Consider the following 16,500-nt stretch of genomic DNA (forward strand, 5'->3'; position numbering starts at 1 on the left):
AAGCTGCCACCGCTGTCCCTCGAAAGGGCGTTCCTGACAGGGCGGAGGGATAAATCTGACTAATGGTCGGGTGGAGCTGAGCGTGGAAAATGGCCGGAGATGTGCGGCGGGAGAGCGCCGAAGCTAGGGCTCTCACGTAGATGATCTCCGAGCCGCCTCGCGCGAGGTCAGCCTTGATGCGGGGCCCCTGGCTCAGTCGGCGAGGGTGAGGTTGTGCATCTGTGAGATGCCGAGCATCGTGTGGTGGATGCCTTCGCCTTTGAAGCGGCGGTCGCGGAGGATTTTCCAGGTCTTCATGCGGGCGACGACGCGCTCGACACGGGCTCGGACCTGCTTGTGGGACCGGTAGTGCTCCTCTTTTCAGTCCGGGAGTGCGGCATGGCCTTTCGCCTTCCGGTGCGGGATTGACCAGGCCGGTGCCCTGGTATCCGCCGTCGGTGATCACGGTGGTGTTGCCGACGGCGGCCTTGGCGCCGGATTCCTCCCAGCCGCAGGAGGCGCGGCGTCGGTGGCTGCGCGGCGTCGACGTCACGACGAGTACCGGATGGTAGCCACCTCGGGCGGCAGCCTCACCTGAGAAACCTGGGTGTGAACGCGTAGTCTGTGGCGTGGGGGCACCTCAGGCGAACGCATTCCCCTTCTGTTCTGGATGTCCTTTTCTCTCATCCTTGCTGAAACAAGCGTCGCCCCTTGATAAAAGTGCAGCTCACGAAGACCGCTCCCCGCACCGCGGGGATGAGCCCCTTGAGCGGGCGGCACGGGGGTGGGGGTTCGGCCGCTCCCCGCACCGCGGGGATGAGCCCCTGCAACCATCGGACACGTGCCAGGTCCGCCGCCGCTCCCCGCACCGCGGGGATGAGCCCCAGGACCAGCCCACCATCTACCAGCTGATGTCCCGCTCCCCGCACCGCGGGGATGAGCCCGAGGACAGCCAGACCACCTTGGAAGGCTGGTTCCGCTCCCCGCACCGCGGGGATGAGCCCCGGTCGACTTCTCCCAAGACGGGGCGCCACCCCCGCTCCCCGCACCGCGGGGATGAGCCCCGCACCTGGCCGACCTCGTACCGGGGCTCGGTCCGCTCCCCGCACCGCGGGGATGAGCCCGAGATCCTCAAGATCGGCGTCAACAGCTACAAGCCGCTCCCCGCACCGCGGGGATGAGCCCACCCTGGAGCCCGTCACGGGCGGCGGCCGGGTCCGCTCCCCGCACCGCGGGGATGAGCCCCACCATGGCGTCGCGCGCGAAGTCCGCCCGGTCCGCTGCCCGCACCGCGGGGATGAGCCCGTCCCGTACCGGCCGTGGTAGATCCGCGCGGCCAGCTCCCCGCACTGCGGGGATGAGCCCAGCGCCGTGCACGGGTACCCGTCGCGACGCTTCCGCTCCCCGCACTGCGGGGATGAGCCCTTGCAGAGTCGGCATGGAAGATGGTCGTTGCCCCGCTCCCCGCGCCGCGGGGATGAGCCCCCGGCCACCCCTACGGGGCGTAGTCTCACCTGCCGCTCCCCGCACCGCGGGGATGAGCCCGGACTGGCAGGCGGCGCGAGTCGGGCGGCGGCCCGCTCCCCGCGCTGCGGGGGTGAGCCCAGGTGGACGGCCAGGGGGACGGCCAGGGAAGGCCGCTCCCCGCGCCGCGGGGATGAGCCGAGGAGGCTTCCGCCCCAGCCGACGAGGAGTGCCCGCTTCCCGCACCGCGGGGATGAGCCCGCCGACATCCACCTGATCACCTCCGACGACCTCCGCTCCCCGCGCTGCGGGGATGAGCCCAAGCCCTTCCCCAGGGGGCTGGACGCACGAAACCGCTCCCCGCGCTGTGGGGATGAGCCCACGACGGCGGGTATGGCGAGGGCCAGCGCGATCCGCTCCCCGCACCGCGGGGATGAGCCCATCCGGCGGTGGGGAACCACTGGCTCGGGCACCGCTCCCCGCACCGCGGGGATGAGCCCGGGCGGTACCTCTGCACCCACCGCGCCCGCCGCTCCCCGCGCCGCGGGGATGAGCCCAGGGTCGGGGCGGCCACAGTCGCACCGCCCCGCCGCTCCCCGCACCGCGGGGGTGAGCCCGTCACCTCCCCAGAGTTCGGCGCTGCTGGTGACCGCTCCCCGCATCCGCGGGGATGAGCCCGAGCTGCAGACCAAGGTGAGCCTCAAGCGCCTCCGCTCCCCGCACCCGCGGGGATGAGCCCCATTTGGTCACGACGGGATGTTGGTCCTCCGGCCGCTCCCCGCACCGCGGGGATGAGCCCACCCTGAACTTCATGGCGATTCAGACCTACTCCCCGCTCCCCGCACCGAGGGGATGAGCCCACCTTCCTGAGCGCGCAGCAGATCGCGCGGCCTCGCTCCCCGCTCTGCGGGGATGAGCCCCAAGCCGCGCATGTTGAGCACGACCAGGCGGGCCCCGCTCCCCGCACTGCGGGGATGAGCCGGTCATGATCACCGGGATTCCCGGCTCGGGCAACCGATCCCCGCACCGCGGGGATGAGCCCCTTCTCTCAGGCCCTGCCTTGCTGGTCCTTCGCGGCCTGCCGGGATCAGCTGCGACGAGAACCTTTCGCCTCCACGTACCAGGGAGCAGCGACTGGCGACGGCTGCTTCAGCCGGCGCATGATCGACAAGACGCAGAACAGCAGGGGCGGAACGGCCATCGCGAACTTTTACACCGACTTGGGGGCCTGGCAGCCTCACCTGAGAAACCTCGGTGTGAACACGTAGTCTGTGGCATGGAGGGGATCTCAGGGGAACGCATTCCCCCTCTGTCCTGGATATCGTTTTCTCTCATCCTTGCTGAAACAAGCGTCGCCCCTTGATAAGAGTGCAGCTCACGAAGACCGCTCCCCGCGCTGCGGGGATGAGCCCCAGAGCGTCATCAATGACAAGGACTTCGACTGCCGCTCCCCGCGCTGCGGGGATGAGCCCCGCGTCGACCCCTTCGACCTGTTCCACCGGATCCGCTCCCCGCGCTGCGGGGATGAGCCCAAGCCGAACCAGGCGACGCGTGAGCTGTGGGCGCCGCTCCCCGCGCTGCGGGGATGAGCCCGACGACCTCGCCGTCGAGCTGTTCACCTCGATGCCGCTCCCCGCGCTGCGGGGATGAGCCCGTCCGCGCCGACACCGCCCTCCGCGAGCAGGTCCGCTCCCCGCGCTGCGGGGATGAGCCCCTGGGCATGCCCAACCGGCGCGCGTTCCCCGACCGCTCCCCGCGCTGCGGGGATGAGCCCTGGCCAAGGTTCGAGCAACTCGTGAGCCACCTCCGCTCCCCGCGCTGCGGGGATGAGCCCGGCGACGGCTTCCACGACTGGCAGCACGCCTTCCGCTCCCCGCACCGCGGGGATGAGCCCCAGATCAGGCCGGTCACGTCGATCTGCTCGTACCGCTCCCCGCACCGCGGGGACGAGCCCAACCCCTTCCACCGCGACGCCCAGTTCCTCAACCGCTCCCCGCACCGCAGGGATGAGCCCGTAGGGATCATCGGACGGGCCCGCGTCGGGAACCGCTCCCCGCACCGCGGGGATGAGCCCATGCTGAAGGTGCAGGGCTCGCCGTCGTTGAACCGCTCCCCGCTCTGTGGGGATGAGCCCGGCCACAAGACGCTGGCGCTCTGGCTTGTCGTGTGAGGTCTCGGGACTTGGTTGACAGCTTGTTCTCAGGACATCGTTGACGGTCTCAGGAGATGCTGGATTGTGGCTCAGAGCTTCGGAGCGTGGATTTTTGCCCTGAAGCGGGTGACTGGGTGCTGGCTCTTGCGTGGGTGAAGTGCAAGGTCAGCGCCGTTCAGCGTGACGCGGAAGTAGGTGTCCTCGACGTGGACAGTGACGATCTCGCCGGCGTAGGTGCGGCCGACGCGTAGGCGTTGGCGAGCGACCATGATGACGCCGTCTGCGGGGACCTTGCGTTCGACGTGGACTGCGCCGGCCACGGGTGCGGGTAGTTCGCCCGAAGCGACTCTGGCGCCGCGAAGGCCAGCGCGCTGGTCGGCATCGATCGGTGAGGGCAGAGTCTTGGCGAGCACGCCGTCATGGACGACGTGCATCAGGTGGCCGTCCAGGCGCAACGTGACCCGCTGGTTAGCGAGTTCATATCCGACGGCCACCTCGGTCTTGCCGAGGCTGGCGACACCGCTTTGGTCGACCTTCCGGTCCACTTCGATCACAGCGCCGGGTTCCAGTCGTCCCAGCCGACCCGCGGCAGGGACTGCGGGTGGAGGCCCTGCCCGGACCGCCCCTCGCATCGAAAGCTCGTGCAGGTTGCTGGCGTCGAGACACGACGCGACGCTCCTGATCAACTCGCCGTCGATGACGATGTGAACCGTGTGCTCGTCGGCCCACACCCGTACGCGGCGCCCCGCGTACTCCTTGCCGAGCCTGACCCGCTGAACGCGGGGCAGCACGCCGACCAGGCCGCCAGCTCCGACGACGGTCTCGAACTCCCTGGGCGGCGCCGAGGTCGGAATCAGCATGGTGACCGGCGCCGCGGGCTCGGCCGCGACGGATGGTTCTTCAAGGGACGCTGCAGCGGTAACAACGGTCGGTTCCGGCGGCGGGTTCGGACGGAACCTGCTGGCTGGGGTGGCCATCTCGAGGGCCTGGTGGGGCCTGGCCGTGTTGTAGGTGTGCACCCAGGCATCGACGGCGGCCTGCGCGGCGGGCAGATCAGTGAACGGGCCCGAGACATCGAGGAGTTCGCGGCGCAGAGTCTGATGCCAACGCTCGATCTTTCCCGTCGTGGTCGGCGAGTAGGGCTTGATCAGTTTGGCGGTAACGCCGTTCTCCCGGCAGACGCGCTCGAACAGCACCTCGGCGGGCCGGGGTTTGGTGAAGCGGCCGGTGAACTGCTTGCCGTTGTCGGTGAGAACCTCCGCAGGCACCCCGTAGGTGCGCATAGCGCGCATGAAACCGTCCGCGACGGCCCGCCCGGAGGGCACCGCCAGGACGTTGGCGACGACGACGAACCGGGAGTGATCGTCGATCCCGGTGAGCATCTTGCACTCACGGCCGTCGGCCAAGTAGATCCCGCCGACCAGGTCCAGCTGCCACAGATGCATCGGCGTCTCGCGCTCCCACCGCCGGTACTTGCGGCGATGCTGCTGCTTCTGGTGCCGGATGAGCCCGTTGCGTTCCAAAACGCGATGCACCGTCGCCCGTGACGGAGCTGCGGCGGGACTGGTCCGAGCGATCTCGAAGGCGATCCGCCGGGCGCCCCAACGGGGGTTCGCTCGCCGCATCTCACAGGCCAGGGCCTCGATCTCGCCCGGGATCCGCGTGGGGCTGGACCGCGGACGCCGGGACTTCTCCCGCAGCCCTTCGAGCCCGCCCACGTTGTACTTGGACTTCCAGGTGTAGATCGTCTGGCGCGACACGCCGTACCGGACGGCTACTTCGCTGACTGGAGAACCATCGAGCACTTCAAGGACAGCGCGGTATCGCTGCTCTACCAGCCACGTTGGACCCTGTTCGGAACCTTCCCCCACCGCCACAACATCAAGGATCAAGGAGCTGATCGCGGCCGTCAAGAATGTCCCGAGACCGCCGTCAAGCCTGTCCTGAGACTCTTCTGTCGGCTATGTCATGAGGCCGCACACCACAGCTTGGCCGGGAGCGACGTGTCGTGCGACGCTGCCAGTATGAATCGACTGGCTAACTCCCAGTCGCCTTATCTGCTCCAGCACGCCACCAATCCAGTGGACTGGTGGCCATGGGGAGAGTGAGGGCGATGACAGAAGCGAAGCGGCGGGCGCGCGGTGGTCTCTCTCAAGTGCTGCGTCCTGACCGCTCGTATGTGAAGAGCCCTGCCGCCGGCGCCGAACGCCAGCGGCAGGATCCGCGAGAAGAAGTTCGCCTTCGGTCGGCCGTTGAGCGGTTCAGCGTACGAGGATCAGCCCGCAGCTGTACGCGCGCGCGTGGCCGATGCCCTGAGCGAGGGCCGCGACGAAGGTGTTGGGGTCGGTGACCGTGAGGGCGCCTTTGATTTCCGCACGAGCGATGCGCAAGCCTTTGTGCGGTGCTGGGCTCGAGGCGTTCGGGAGCATGCGTACGGCGATCCGATCGGTATCGGCGTCCGCTCCGATGCGGGTGACGCCGTCCGGGGCGACCGCGGGTTCGCCGGGCGGTTGGAGGCGGCGCACGAACCATCCCTTCACATGTTCAGGGCGAGTGTGGGGGACGCGGGTGCCCCGGGTCCTCGGCGGAGAGCCCGGTGGGGGTGGAACGCTGTGAACGGGATTGACGACCGTGCGGAAGGTGACCTTGTCGCCGAAGCGGAAGGTCCGATCGATGGTGAGAGGCTCCGGCCTCTCGGCCAGAGCCGCACGGGAAATGCCACTCCAGTCGGCAGGGACTGACGACTGGACCACCAGGTTGAGCCGCGCCTGCCGGAGGTCGACAGTCCAGGTCGACAGGATGCCCATCTGGGCACGGGGATCCGGGCTGCCGTCGTCTACCCAGCCGGGGAAGCCGCTCATGACGGTTCGGTGCATGTCCTGTGCGTCGATGAGCGATTTGCCGACGAACGGATGTCGGGCGTCCAGGGTCAACAGAGTCTGCGCGGCGACGAATCTGGCGGCCCGGCCCGCGCCCGATGAAACGTCCGATGCGGTGGTGTTCGTGTTCACAGGATGATGTCCCATCCACGGGCGTGTGCGGCGATGGTGATGCGGTGGCGGGTCTCCCAGCGGAGGCTGTGGGTCCCTCCGTCCGCCCCGAATTGCACGGGCTGGTCGGACAGGGGGCCGACGCCGGGGAGCGGCCGTCTGCTCTCGATCCAGGCCCACGGGCGTATGCGCTGCGCGGTTGCCGACGGCTCGGCTTCGGGCCCGACGGCATCGGGAAGCAGGGAGTGTGTCTCGAAGACCTCCTTGAGCGAGCCCGGAGCGATACCGACGGTGAGGTCACCCGACGGCGGACAGGCTTTGCGGCCGAGCCAGAGCAGCCTCTTCGGGTACTCCAGGGCGTGGGCCACACGCTCCAGGAGGGCCCTGTCCTGGTGCTCCAGCCCGACGAGGAAGGCGGCGTCGGCGAGATACCAGCGCTCTGTGATCAGGCTGTGGCGGCGGACCTCTCCGGAGAGGAGCACCCCTGACCCCGGGTCGGAGGCGACGTATTTCGGTGAGCCGTACCAGGCATGGAGCTCGGCACGTCCGAACGGGCCGGGCGCCAGGGCGTCGTCCTGCGGTGGCGTCGGCAACGAGTCCGTGGTCGCTTTGGCGGCTCGCTGGTGGTCGGTGATCAGGTCCCGTGGACGCAGCGGATACTTTCCGCCGCCGACCGTGTGGTAATCGCGAAGCGGCGTGCCGGGCCGGTCGGCCCGCGCTCCGAAGCGCACCTCGGCGAGTTCCCCGAGGGGTTCTTCCCGGGGCAGTCCGAGGGCCGCGGCGCACAGGCCGATCACGCCCGACTTCGTCGGACGGCTGTGTGTGTCGCGACGGGCGAACCTGCCGCCGATCCCCCAGGACTGCAGGGGGCCGGCCAACCGGATGAGGAGGACGTGCGAGTCGTTCGTGCCGCTCACGGTGTGAGTTCCTCGGCCCGCTCCACCACGGACAGCGACTCCGGCAGTTCCAGCTCTCCCAGGAGCAGATCGATCTCGGGGTCGTACGTGAGCAACCGCGTGGTGCGCAGATCGCCGCGACGGCGGCTGACGAAGGTGTGGTGGCGCAGCAGCCTGCGTACGGCGGCGGGTCCCGCCGGTCCTTCCCCGCCGGTCGACAAGAGCCCCTCGTCGACCGGCCTCTGAAAGGCGGACGCGTAGTTGTAGGGACGTTCCCCTTCGAAGGCGAGGACGAGCGCAGGCAGTGATCCGGTGGACGCGGTAGAGTTCTTCTTCGCTTCCGGAAATGCCTCCACGAAGGAGTTCACGAACTCCTTCTCGGCCTCGGACGCCACCTGTTCGGCCTCGGCCTCGTCCATTCCGGCTACCCTCAGATTGACGCGAAGCTGCGTACGGTCGAGGACTGCGTGTCGGTAAAAGGTGCCGGAGATCAGGGACTGGTACCCGGTCATACCCGCGCCCGCGTCGTCCGCGGCGTCGAGGAAATCGAGAGCATTGCGTTTGCGATCGAGCTTCGCGTCATCGGCGGCCGCGTAGAAATCTTCGATTTGTTCTGCTTCGTGCACCGTGAAGGCATGTCCCGTCTGGACGGCGCCGTCGACATTGGGCGAGTCGGGAATCTCGGCGAGGAACCGGCCGTAGAGGGCGATGTCCACGGCGTCCCGAGGTGCGAGGGCCAGCAGAACGGCGTCGCGGGTGGCCTTGGGCAGCGGAGGCAGGGCGACGGCCCTGGCGGTTTCCGCGGGGGTCTCCTCCGCATCCGGTTCTGCCGCGTCCTTGCTCCTCGCCCCGCGGCGTGTCTTCTTCGTCGCCTCGATACGAGCCTGGGCTTCGAGATAGGCGTTGCGCCACTCCTCGACCTCCGCCGCCCGTTCGACGATGTGGCGCGCGATCTTCGCTCCGGCGTCGGACGGCGCGAAGATGAGCACCTTGGTCAGATTGGCCACGGTCTTCTTCTTCGGATCGCCGAATTTGAGACCGCTGGCTTCCATCACCGAGCGGGCCGTGACCAGCGCCCTGTCCCGGTCCCAGCCGTGGGCGGACTCGAGTTCGCGTCCGGCCAGAAGGGCCCACTCCCGGGTACGGACGCCCATGCTTCGCCCCTTGAGCTCCCCCAAGCCGGCGTTGGCCCGGTTGCGGGCGTGGACCCGCTCGGCGCGCCTGCGGGCCTGGCTCGTGATCATGTGACGTTCCACACCGCCGAAGACCAGGGACTTGGGCTGCCCGTTCTCGTCGCGTACCGGAAGGACGGCGGCCAGGGTCTCGATGAGGTGCAAGGAGAGGAACTGGCTCCGAGGTGGCTCGGTCACGAGGTGGTGTCCCTTCGAGTCGTCGGTGGAATCGCTGGTGGAGGAGTCGCTCGTGTCATGGGTTCGTTCCGCGCTTCCCGGCTGTTCCCGGAGGGGTGTGGAAATGGACCGACCACTCGTAGGCGATGCGCGCCTTGCGGTCGTTCCACCGGATGAGGTCTTCGGTCAGGGTGGCCCAGGACGGTGGGGGCTGTTCGCAGGAACGGAGCCGAGTGATCGCGTGCTGGAGGTGCCGCCAGGGAACGCGTCGGCTCGCGACGACACGGTCCAGAAGCCGTTGGGCGCCGGGATTGTCCGGCCCGCGTCCGGTCCCGTCCCCGATCCTGCGGGCCGCGGCGCCGAGACTGCCGTAGCCGTAGGAGGGTGTGGGGCGCCCCTGGTGGTAGATCGCGAACAGGAAGGCCACCCGCTCGAAGAGGTCACGGTGGTCGTCGCCTCCGTACCAGCCCGCGCGGATGTGCGCGTTGGTACGAACCCGGGACCGGCGGAGTTCGGCGAGCGTCCCGTACTCGCGGTTGCGGACGAGGGCGGTGAGCCAAGTGGTGAGTGCCGCGCTGTCGTGCGGGAAGCCAGGCGCCCCCGTACCGGCCGACGGATCCTGCTCAGTCAAGTGCTGTCTCTCCTCGGAGTTCGGCCGGCGCCCGGCCGCCGGACACGGCCTCCTCGAAAAGCCGCACGGCCCGGGACCGCGCTCGGTTGTAGCGGTCGCCGGGCGGCAGTGTGTCGAGGAGCTGGAGTAGCCGGGTGCGAGCCGTGATCACCAACTTCAGCGCGTAGGCGACCAAGGGAGCGGACACCGGGTCGTCGTCCTCGAATCCCTGGTCGACCACATCGTCCAGCAGTTCGAGGAAGGGGTCCTCGGCTGCGGGCCAGAAGTCGTACCGGGCATCGAGACGTGCCACCTGACCGGCCTCGTCCGCGGCCCTCATGGCGGGGAACGCGGTCTCCGCGGCCACGATCGCCGCGTTCTTGAGGGTTTGCGCCAGGTATTCGGCGATGTCCGAGCCGCGGCGGGACGCGCGGTAGAGGTGCGCGGCCATGCCCGGGGCGTAGGGGTAGGCGCCGTGGGTCCAGATGACGGGGAGCGTCTTGTTGGTCAGGAGGCCGACGGCCCAGAGATGGTACGGGGCGCCCTGCTGCGTTTCCGGGTCCGACCCCTCCGGCTCCGGTCGCCGGTACGGGAGAAGGGACCGCAGCCGCGCGTACATCCCGCCCCGGCCGTCGTTGACGGCGCTGTACAGAGCATGGGCCTGTTGCCAGAGGGCCCGGCTGGGCGAGGGCCACAGGGGCTTGGACACGCCGTTCGTCGTCGTGCTGTACACGGCGTCCTGAAGATGACGCGCCGGGGCGAGATCCAGTACCTCACCGGCTCCGATCAGAACCCGGTCGACCATGAGCTGCCCGTGTGGGCCGCGTGCTGGACGCAGCAGTACGGAACGCCCCAAGGCGCTGTGCAGGTCCGCGGAGCTCCGCGGTGCCCGGGGCTTCCGCTTCTCTTCGAACCTGCGCTGCTCGAGGACGGACGTGGTCCAGGAGGTGTTGAGCGGCTGTCCCGGTCCGTCGGGCGGATAGAGATTCAGGCGCAGCGTCTCGCCGAGCGTTCCCCCCAGGGCGACGACCCGGATCCTGCCCGTCAGGCGGCCCGCCGCGAGATTGGTGACCCTGGCGCCGAGTTCGCCCCCGGACATGCGTGCCCGTCCGTAAGGGCCGTAGACGTGCTGTGTGAGGGTGGCGCGGAACGCGTCCGCTGCCGGGAGGGGGTTGTCGCGTGCGAGATGATGGTGGTCGAAGTGCTGGTGGTAGTCACCGGAGTGCTCGATGATCAGCTGAGCGGTTCCGGTGCCGCTCTTGCGGAGATCCTTCGACAGGTCGGAGTTCTGGGCCAGGGGATGCGTGGGATGGAACAGGTCCCAGGAGTCCGCCGGTTGCTTCAACAGCCACTCGGCGGCCGGTGCGAGGGGCCTTTGGCCAAGGATCCAGGCGTTCCAGTCCTCGTCGGAGGACGGACAGGTGCCGGACGCGAAGCAGATGGCCAACAAGTACTCGATGACGGCGACTGTCTCGCCCGGCGAGGTGCAGTCGAGGGCGGCCAGGTCGTCGGCCCGGTTGAAGACCGCGCTCAGGGAGTGGTGCGCGGTCGCCCCGTCGAGGTCGACGGCGGGGATGCACGGCTGCAAGCGAGGGTCCCAGCTGGCGCGCTGTCCGGCGGGAATCGGCGGTCGGGCCTCGGGCAAATCCGTGCCACCTCCTTCTGTTCAATAACCGGAAACCAACAGGTGGCGGCTCGGACGAGGGCTGTGTCCCCGCATCGAGCCGCACTCCGGGCCGGTCCGTGGGGACCGGAAGTGCGGGCCGCCCCCGCCCACGCGGGGAAAATGCCCATTCCAGGGCTCTGCAGGCTCCCGACGGGCCACCCCCGCGATGAGCGGGAAACGCTTCGCCGGCCTTGATGGTCCTTACTGGTCAACACTCGATCACCCGGCCGGATGACGTCTGCGCAAAGGTCTAAACTCGGGAACTGCCGATGTATCGGCGCCCCTGGCAGTACCTCACCGGGAGACCGGCGAGATGCGAATGGTTCCCGTCCCGTGCGCGCGGAACGGGGACCACTCACTGCTGGGGCCGGCCGTTCTCGACGCGTAATCTGCGTCGAGAACGGCCATCTACCAGAGGTGGTCGACTGCCTTGGCCATGACTGCGCTGACCACTCCGGCTACCAGGATGAGAAACAACTCCTCCTTGCGGCGTCCCAGCCACTTGCGTGCTGCCTTTCCCATGCCACTCCTTCCGTGTCGGGGCCTGCAGCTCGGCGGTTGCAGAGCTGCAGGCAACGCCACGGTTTGAGCGGGCGGCAACACAAAGGATTCTCTCGGGCAACTCTCGCCCCCTGGTAGGCGATTTCAGGTCATCGAGGGTGGCGAAGGCAGTGCGTGGGTACCCAGTCCAATGCACTAGAAGCACCCGAGTCCCACCTCAATGCCATGCGCTCGTTCCGCTTGATCAGGGCCCGCCACAAGCGCCGGTGCGCGAGGCATCGGATGCCTTCCCCGCACTCAACGCGGTCGCCGACGCACAAGGATGCCGAGCGTCGTCCGCGCGTCCTTGCGGCGATCCTGTGCGGAGGCGAGGACGGAGACGAGGGCCACGGTGAGGAGGGCGACCACATAGAGCAGGCCGGCGGTTCCGCTCAAGAGCAGGGTGTAGGGCAGGAGTTCGGTGGGCTGCGGCATGGGACGTCCTTCTGTCGGGAGCCGGTCTCGGCTGCTGGGGTGATGGCTCCAGACTGGCGGCGGCGGCCTTGTGACGAGAAGTTGCGCCGACCATCGCACCACGGTTTCCGCAGGTCGAACGCCTGAAGTCGTACGGCGGCAGTCGAGTCTTCCGCGCAGCGAACACGGACGGGAGCGGGCCGGTGAAGGGTTCAGCCAGACGCGCGAGGAACGAGCTGCACAGAATGCTGCAGGAGGTGTGGCCCCCCGAACGGCTCACTTATGGCGGCGTGGTCGAGGAGTTGGGCGTCCCTCGCTCGACGCTGCAAAGCTGGATCGAGGGGAAGACGGTCCCCTCGCCGGATCGATTGCGTGACTTCTTGGCCGTAGTGGCCAGGTCGCAGAGCGGACACAGCACTCCGACGTACTCGGACGCCGAGTGGGAGGCCGCCTTGCGGGCGGCGAAGGAGGAGGCAAGGAGCGCGCAGCACGGGCAGATTTCCGTGAACCGGCGGCAGGCGGACCCCGGCCTTCGCTTCATCGGGCTGCACGGTTCGGCCCCCGAGGTTTCCACGGCCGAGGTCCGTGTGCGGGCGAACGAACGTGCGGAGATGAAAGCGTTTGCCCAGGACTCCCGTCCCGGGGCACCGTCCTACCTGTGCTGGCACGCCGACGGCCCCGTGGGCAAGACGACGCTGCTCGCCGGTTACGTCCGTCAGAAGCCCCCGACCGGTAGCGACATCCTGACCTTCTTCGTCTCCGCGGCCCACGGCACGGACACGCGAGCCGAGTTCGAGAACGAGATCGCCGGCCAGATCGACCGTTTTCTCGGCAGGTCCGGGATCCCGGTCCCCAAGGGCACCCGGGCGTGGAACGCCCTCTTCGCCGAAGCCGCCGCGAAAAGCGCGAGGCACGGACGGAACCTCCTGCTCTTGGTCGACGGACTCGACGACGACGTGGCCTGGTCGGGCGACATGGCCGGGCCGGATCGAGCAGGCAGGGGCGGGGCGCCGAAGCCCAGGGCCCGCTCCGGTGACGAACTCGAAGGCCCGGACCGAGTCGTACGCAGATCCGCGCGCGAGAGCATCGCCGCGCTTCTGCCCTCCCGCCCACCACCCAACGTGCGTGTCATCGTCTCTCTCCGCCGCTGCGCCCCCCTTCCCCGCGACGTTCCCGAGAAGCGGCATCCACTGCGTCAGAGCCGTCATCTGCGAACGCTCCTGCCCATCGCCGGGGTACCGAGGCTCCGACAGCCGCCACCCGACGCCACCGCGCTGGGCGAACCGGTCGCGGGGCTGTTGGCCGTGGCGGACGGCGGCCTGCGGATCATGGACCTGGCGGAGCTGACCGGGCTCTCCGCAGACCATCTCGACCGCCTGGTACAGGGCCCGACGGGGCGCGCCCTCGTGACCGAGGATCCGGTGCTCGGGACGTACGCCTTGGCGGACTCCCGTCTCGTGCGCGCGGTGCGCGAGGACGTGGGAGGGGCTGCGGTCCTGCGGTACACCGAGGAACTGCTGCTCTGGTCGCGGAGGTGGCGCGCGGCCGGCTGGCCGGACGACACTCCTCCGTACCCCTTGGCGCATCAGCTCCGCCTGCTGACCGATACCGCCGAACGCGCCTCGTACGTCCTTGACTTGATTCGCTTGTGTCGGCTTGCCCGCACGGCCGGGCCGGACATCCCGCTCGCCCAGCTGGACGCCTTCGAGAAGGAGATCGGTGCGGCGGCGGACGTCACGTCCGCCGACCGTCTGGCGACACTCACCTCCCTCTGCGGTGCGCGTTCCCTACTGCGCCGGGCGCACGACACGTACGTGCCCGACGGAGCCCCGGCTCTCTACGTCCGGCTCGGGGACGCGGAACGCGCACGCGGCCTGGCCCGCTCCGCGCCCACGGCCGTCGACAGGGCCGTACACCTGGCGGACACGGCGGTGGAACTGGCGTACGCGGGACAGCCATCCATGGGATGGACCCACCTGAATGTCGACGCCCTCGTGCGGGAGGCGGCGGAGTGGCTGGCCCGGGACCGTGCACATCAGGGCTTTCCCGGTCCCTTCCGAGAACCCGAGCCGTACGTACGACTCCTCTGCGCCGCCGGGACACTCGCCCGTCTGAACGGTCTCGGCGCTGCCCGGCCCGTGTTCCGCGCGGTGATCCAGGACCCGGCGGCCGGGACGGCGGCGATCACCGAGGCGGCAGGGAAACTGGATGCCGTCATGACGCTGTACTCCCGGGCGGAGACGCACAGTGCGGGAGATCTGCGCGCCCGGACCGCGGCAGTGGAACTCTACGGAGCCTTGGCACAGGTGGCGTCCTACCTCGGCCCGTACGCCGGTGATCGCGTCGAGGCCGTCTGCGAGGAACTCGGCGACACGGAGGGACTGGGAGCGGTCGACGTCCTGGCCACCGCGGCGTCGGTGCTCGTCGCTCTGCCCGCGAAGCGACACCGCCGAGCCGCCGAGCAGTTGCGGAAGGCCCGAGCCCGGATGCATCGGGCGATCGAGGCGCTGAGGAACTCCGATTTACGGTCCGATGCCTTGTCCGAAGCCGATCGCGCCCACCTGCGCCGCGAACTCGCCGGGACACTGGAGCGCCTGGCCGAGGCCACAGTGGCCATGAAGGCGATGGGCGACCATGACGGTGTCAGACGCCAGATGGAGGCAGTACCGGAAGACCAGCGCGTCGGGATACTCGGAGACCCCCTGCTGGAACGGGCGCAATCGATCCTTGACGCAGCTGAGAACGAGAGGGCGCGACGGGCCCGCGAGGCAGCGCAGGAGGCTGCCGAGAAGACCGAGACGGAGCGCAAGGCGAGGCGCAGGAAAGCTGACGCCGAGCGGGCGGCGCTGAACGAAGCGCGGACGGCCCGCGGCGCACAAGTCACCCGGACACCACAGCCCACACAGACAGAACCCGAAGACACGCGGGCCTCCTCCCCGCCCCGCCTCCCCGACCCGCACCGGCGATCGACCGGCCTGCTGCGCCCCGGCGACGGCCCGTATCCCGATCGTCCGGAGCAGCCTCTCCTCGCCCTGCTTCTGGAGGTGGACGACCAGGTGGGTGCGGGCCGTCTCCTCCGTGGCCGGGAACTTCTGGAGGCGGCCCTGCAGAGCCGAGCTGCGGCACAGTCCGCGAGCACCCCGTACCTCCCCGAAGACTGGACTACGGAACTCTGCCGGGCCATGGGTGCGGCAGGCGCATCGACCGGGGCCGAAGCGCTCGTGCGGCACCTGCCCGGCACACATCTCCGCGTGCGGCACCTGGCGGCCCTCTCCCTCGGCTGTTCCCTTGCCGGACACCACGACCCGGGCACCCGCCACGCCCGGGCGGCGGCCCGGCTGCTGCCCGCCGGAGCCGCTCCCGATCTGGCCAATGCCGTGGCCCAGGCCCTCGCCCACGCCGGGGACGAGGCCGCGGCCACGGCGATGGCGAGGGGAGACACGGCGCAACGGCTGCAGGCGCTGACGGCCGTCGCCGCCGGGCTCGTACGACACTGCCCGGAGGCGGCGGCACGCGTCGCCGAGCCGCTGGTGGAGGTCCTCGCACGGCGGTTGGAGACGGGCAGCCCGCGCGTCTCTCTTCCCGAGCTGGCGGCGCTGCTCCTTGCCTTCCCCGACGTCCGGAACCCAGCCCCGCGGCTGAGCGACACGCTCGGCCGGGCCGTGCTGCGCGTGGCTGCCCCCTCCATGGCGGCGCCGGAACGGTCGATGGCCGTCCTCGCCCTGCTGGAACGGCTCCGTTGCCTTCCGGACGGAGCCGTGAACGCTGCCGAAAGTTCGGTCGGCAGATGGCGGCGCGCCTGTCAGCCGGGACTGCAGCTCCCTGCGGAACTGGCGCTCCTGGCAGCGGTGAACGGCGACACCGCCGCCGTGTGGCGGCACGCCGACGCGGCACGGACGCCGGACGACCGGGCGACGGCGCTCGCTACCGCCGCCGCGCACCTGGCGGGCACCCAGGTGGCGCCGGCCGCGGACAGCGGCGCCCACGACCGGGTGATCCGGACCTGCCTGGCACTCGCCCGAGCCACCGACCACGACAGTCCCCCCGCAGAGGAGACGGCCCGGGACATCGCGCTGGGGCTCCTGCAATCCGACGCGTGGACTCGCGCGATCCCGCTCCTCCCCTCACTTGCACCTGGGGCGCTGGGGCACCTGACTGCCATGGCGAGGGACATGACCGTCCTACGGAAGGATTCGCTGATGTAGGCCCGCGACTTGAGGGGGAAGAGCCCTGAGGCCTGGTCGTCTCGGGGCGCCCGCTCCAACGGAGCCTGTGCGGGCTTCCCCGGACGGATCGGGCGCTGCGGGAACCCCGGGTGCGTGAACCGGTCAGTGCGACCTCGCCTTGCCCTTCAGCGTGCCGACGACCGGGTCGACACATGGCTCCCGTGGAGCTTCGACCAGTCGTCGCGGCCGGGGTTCAGCCCGACCACGGGTCCGG

Annotated in this window: 8 protein-coding genes, 2 pseudogenes and 2 CRISPR repeat arrays; of the genes and pseudogenes, 2 read left to right on the forward strand and 8 right to left on the reverse strand. The window is 69.6% G+C overall.

Annotated features, from left to right (window positions below; genetic code table 11):
• Positions 1-192 precede the first annotated feature (192 nt).
• Together ABT112_RS02235 and ABT112_RS02245 are read right to left on the reverse strand one after the other, a co-directional pair.
• Positions 193-490, reverse strand: a pseudogene (locus tag ABT112_RS02235) (transposase); the annotation flags it as partial.
• A gap of 225 nt (positions 491-715) precedes the next feature.
• Positions 716-2,061: direct repeats of the CRISPR family, unit length 28 nt; unit sequence CCGCTCCCCGCACCGCGGGGATGAGCCC.
• A gap of 766 nt (positions 2,062-2,827) precedes the next feature.
• Positions 2,828-3,577: a CRISPR direct-repeat array (repeat unit 28 nt; unit sequence CCGCTCCCCGCACCGCGGGGATGAGCCC).
• 107 nt (positions 3,578-3,684) lie between these two features.
• Positions 3,685-5,466: an IS481 family transposase gene (locus ABT112_RS02245; protein WP_351504863.1), complete on the reverse strand. Its 1,782-nt coding sequence runs from the start codon at positions 5,464-5,466 to the stop codon at positions 3,685-3,687.
• 153 nt (positions 5,467-5,619) lie between these two features.
• Here ABT112_RS02245 and ABT112_RS02250 point away from each other — a divergent pair.
• Positions 5,620-5,694, forward strand: a pseudogene (locus ABT112_RS02250) (DUF255 domain-containing protein); the annotation flags it as partial.
• Positions 5,695-5,856: 162 nt separating this feature from the next.
• On the opposite strand, the gene ABT112_RS02255 reads toward ABT112_RS02250, so the two are convergent.
• The 6 genes from ABT112_RS02255 to ABT112_RS02280 form a co-directional block, all read right to left on the reverse strand.
• Entirely contained in the window at positions 5,857-6,606 is a 750-nt protein-coding gene (locus ABT112_RS02255) for a type I-E CRISPR-associated protein Cas6/Cse3/CasE (RefSeq protein WP_351504587.1), read from the reverse strand.
• Positions 6,603-7,502, reverse strand: coding sequence for a type I-E CRISPR-associated protein Cas5/CasD (cas5e, locus tag ABT112_RS02260; protein WP_351504589.1), 900 nt, complete (start codon positions 7,500-7,502; stop codon positions 6,603-6,605). Before cas5e ends, ABT112_RS02255 begins: the two co-directional genes overlap by 4 nt.
• A complete protein-coding gene (locus ABT112_RS02265) occupies positions 7,499-8,851 on the reverse strand; it encodes a type I-E CRISPR-associated protein Cas7/Cse4/CasC (RefSeq protein WP_351504592.1) in 1,353 nt (450 codons plus the stop codon). The genes cas5e and ABT112_RS02265 overlap by 4 nt, the downstream gene beginning before the upstream one ends.
• A 55-nt stretch (positions 8,852-8,906) precedes the next feature.
• Entirely contained in the window at positions 8,907-9,461 is a 555-nt protein-coding gene (gene casB / locus ABT112_RS02270) for a type I-E CRISPR-associated protein Cse2/CasB (protein WP_351504594.1), read from the reverse strand.
• Positions 9,454-11,028 (reverse strand): type I-E CRISPR-associated protein Cse1/CasA, encoded by a 1,575-nt coding sequence (locus ABT112_RS02275; RefSeq protein ID WP_351504596.1) that lies wholly within the window; start codon positions 11,026-11,028, stop codon positions 9,454-9,456. The genes casB and ABT112_RS02275 overlap by 8 nt, the downstream gene beginning before the upstream one ends.
• Before the next feature lie 876 nt (positions 11,029-11,904).
• Complete coding sequence (locus tag ABT112_RS02280) at positions 11,905-12,081, reverse strand: hypothetical protein (protein WP_351504598.1); 177 nt, start codon at positions 12,079-12,081, stop codon at positions 11,905-11,907.
• 224 nt (positions 12,082-12,305) lie between these two features.
• Here ABT112_RS02280 and ABT112_RS02285 point away from each other — a divergent pair, with 224 nt between their 5' ends.
• A complete protein-coding gene (locus ABT112_RS02285; RefSeq protein WP_351504600.1) occupies positions 12,306-16,265 on the forward strand; it encodes a hypothetical protein in 3,960 nt (1,319 codons plus the stop codon).
• Positions 16,266-16,500 lie beyond the last annotated feature (235 nt).

Source organism: Streptomyces sp. NPDC002055 (assembly GCF_040296705.1).
GTDB lineage: Bacteria > Actinomycetota > Actinomycetes > Streptomycetales > Streptomycetaceae > Streptomyces.

Bases quoted from the DNA above. Each gene is read 5' to 3' on its own strand.
- ABT112_RS02280 (WP_351504598.1), bottom strand. From the start codon at position 12,081: ATGCCGCAGCCCACCGAACTCCTGCCCTACACCCTGCTCTTGAGCGGA.
- ABT112_RS02285 (WP_351504600.1), top strand. From the start codon at position 12,306: ATGCTGCAGGAGGTGTGGCCCCCCGAACGGCTCACTTATGGCGGCGTG.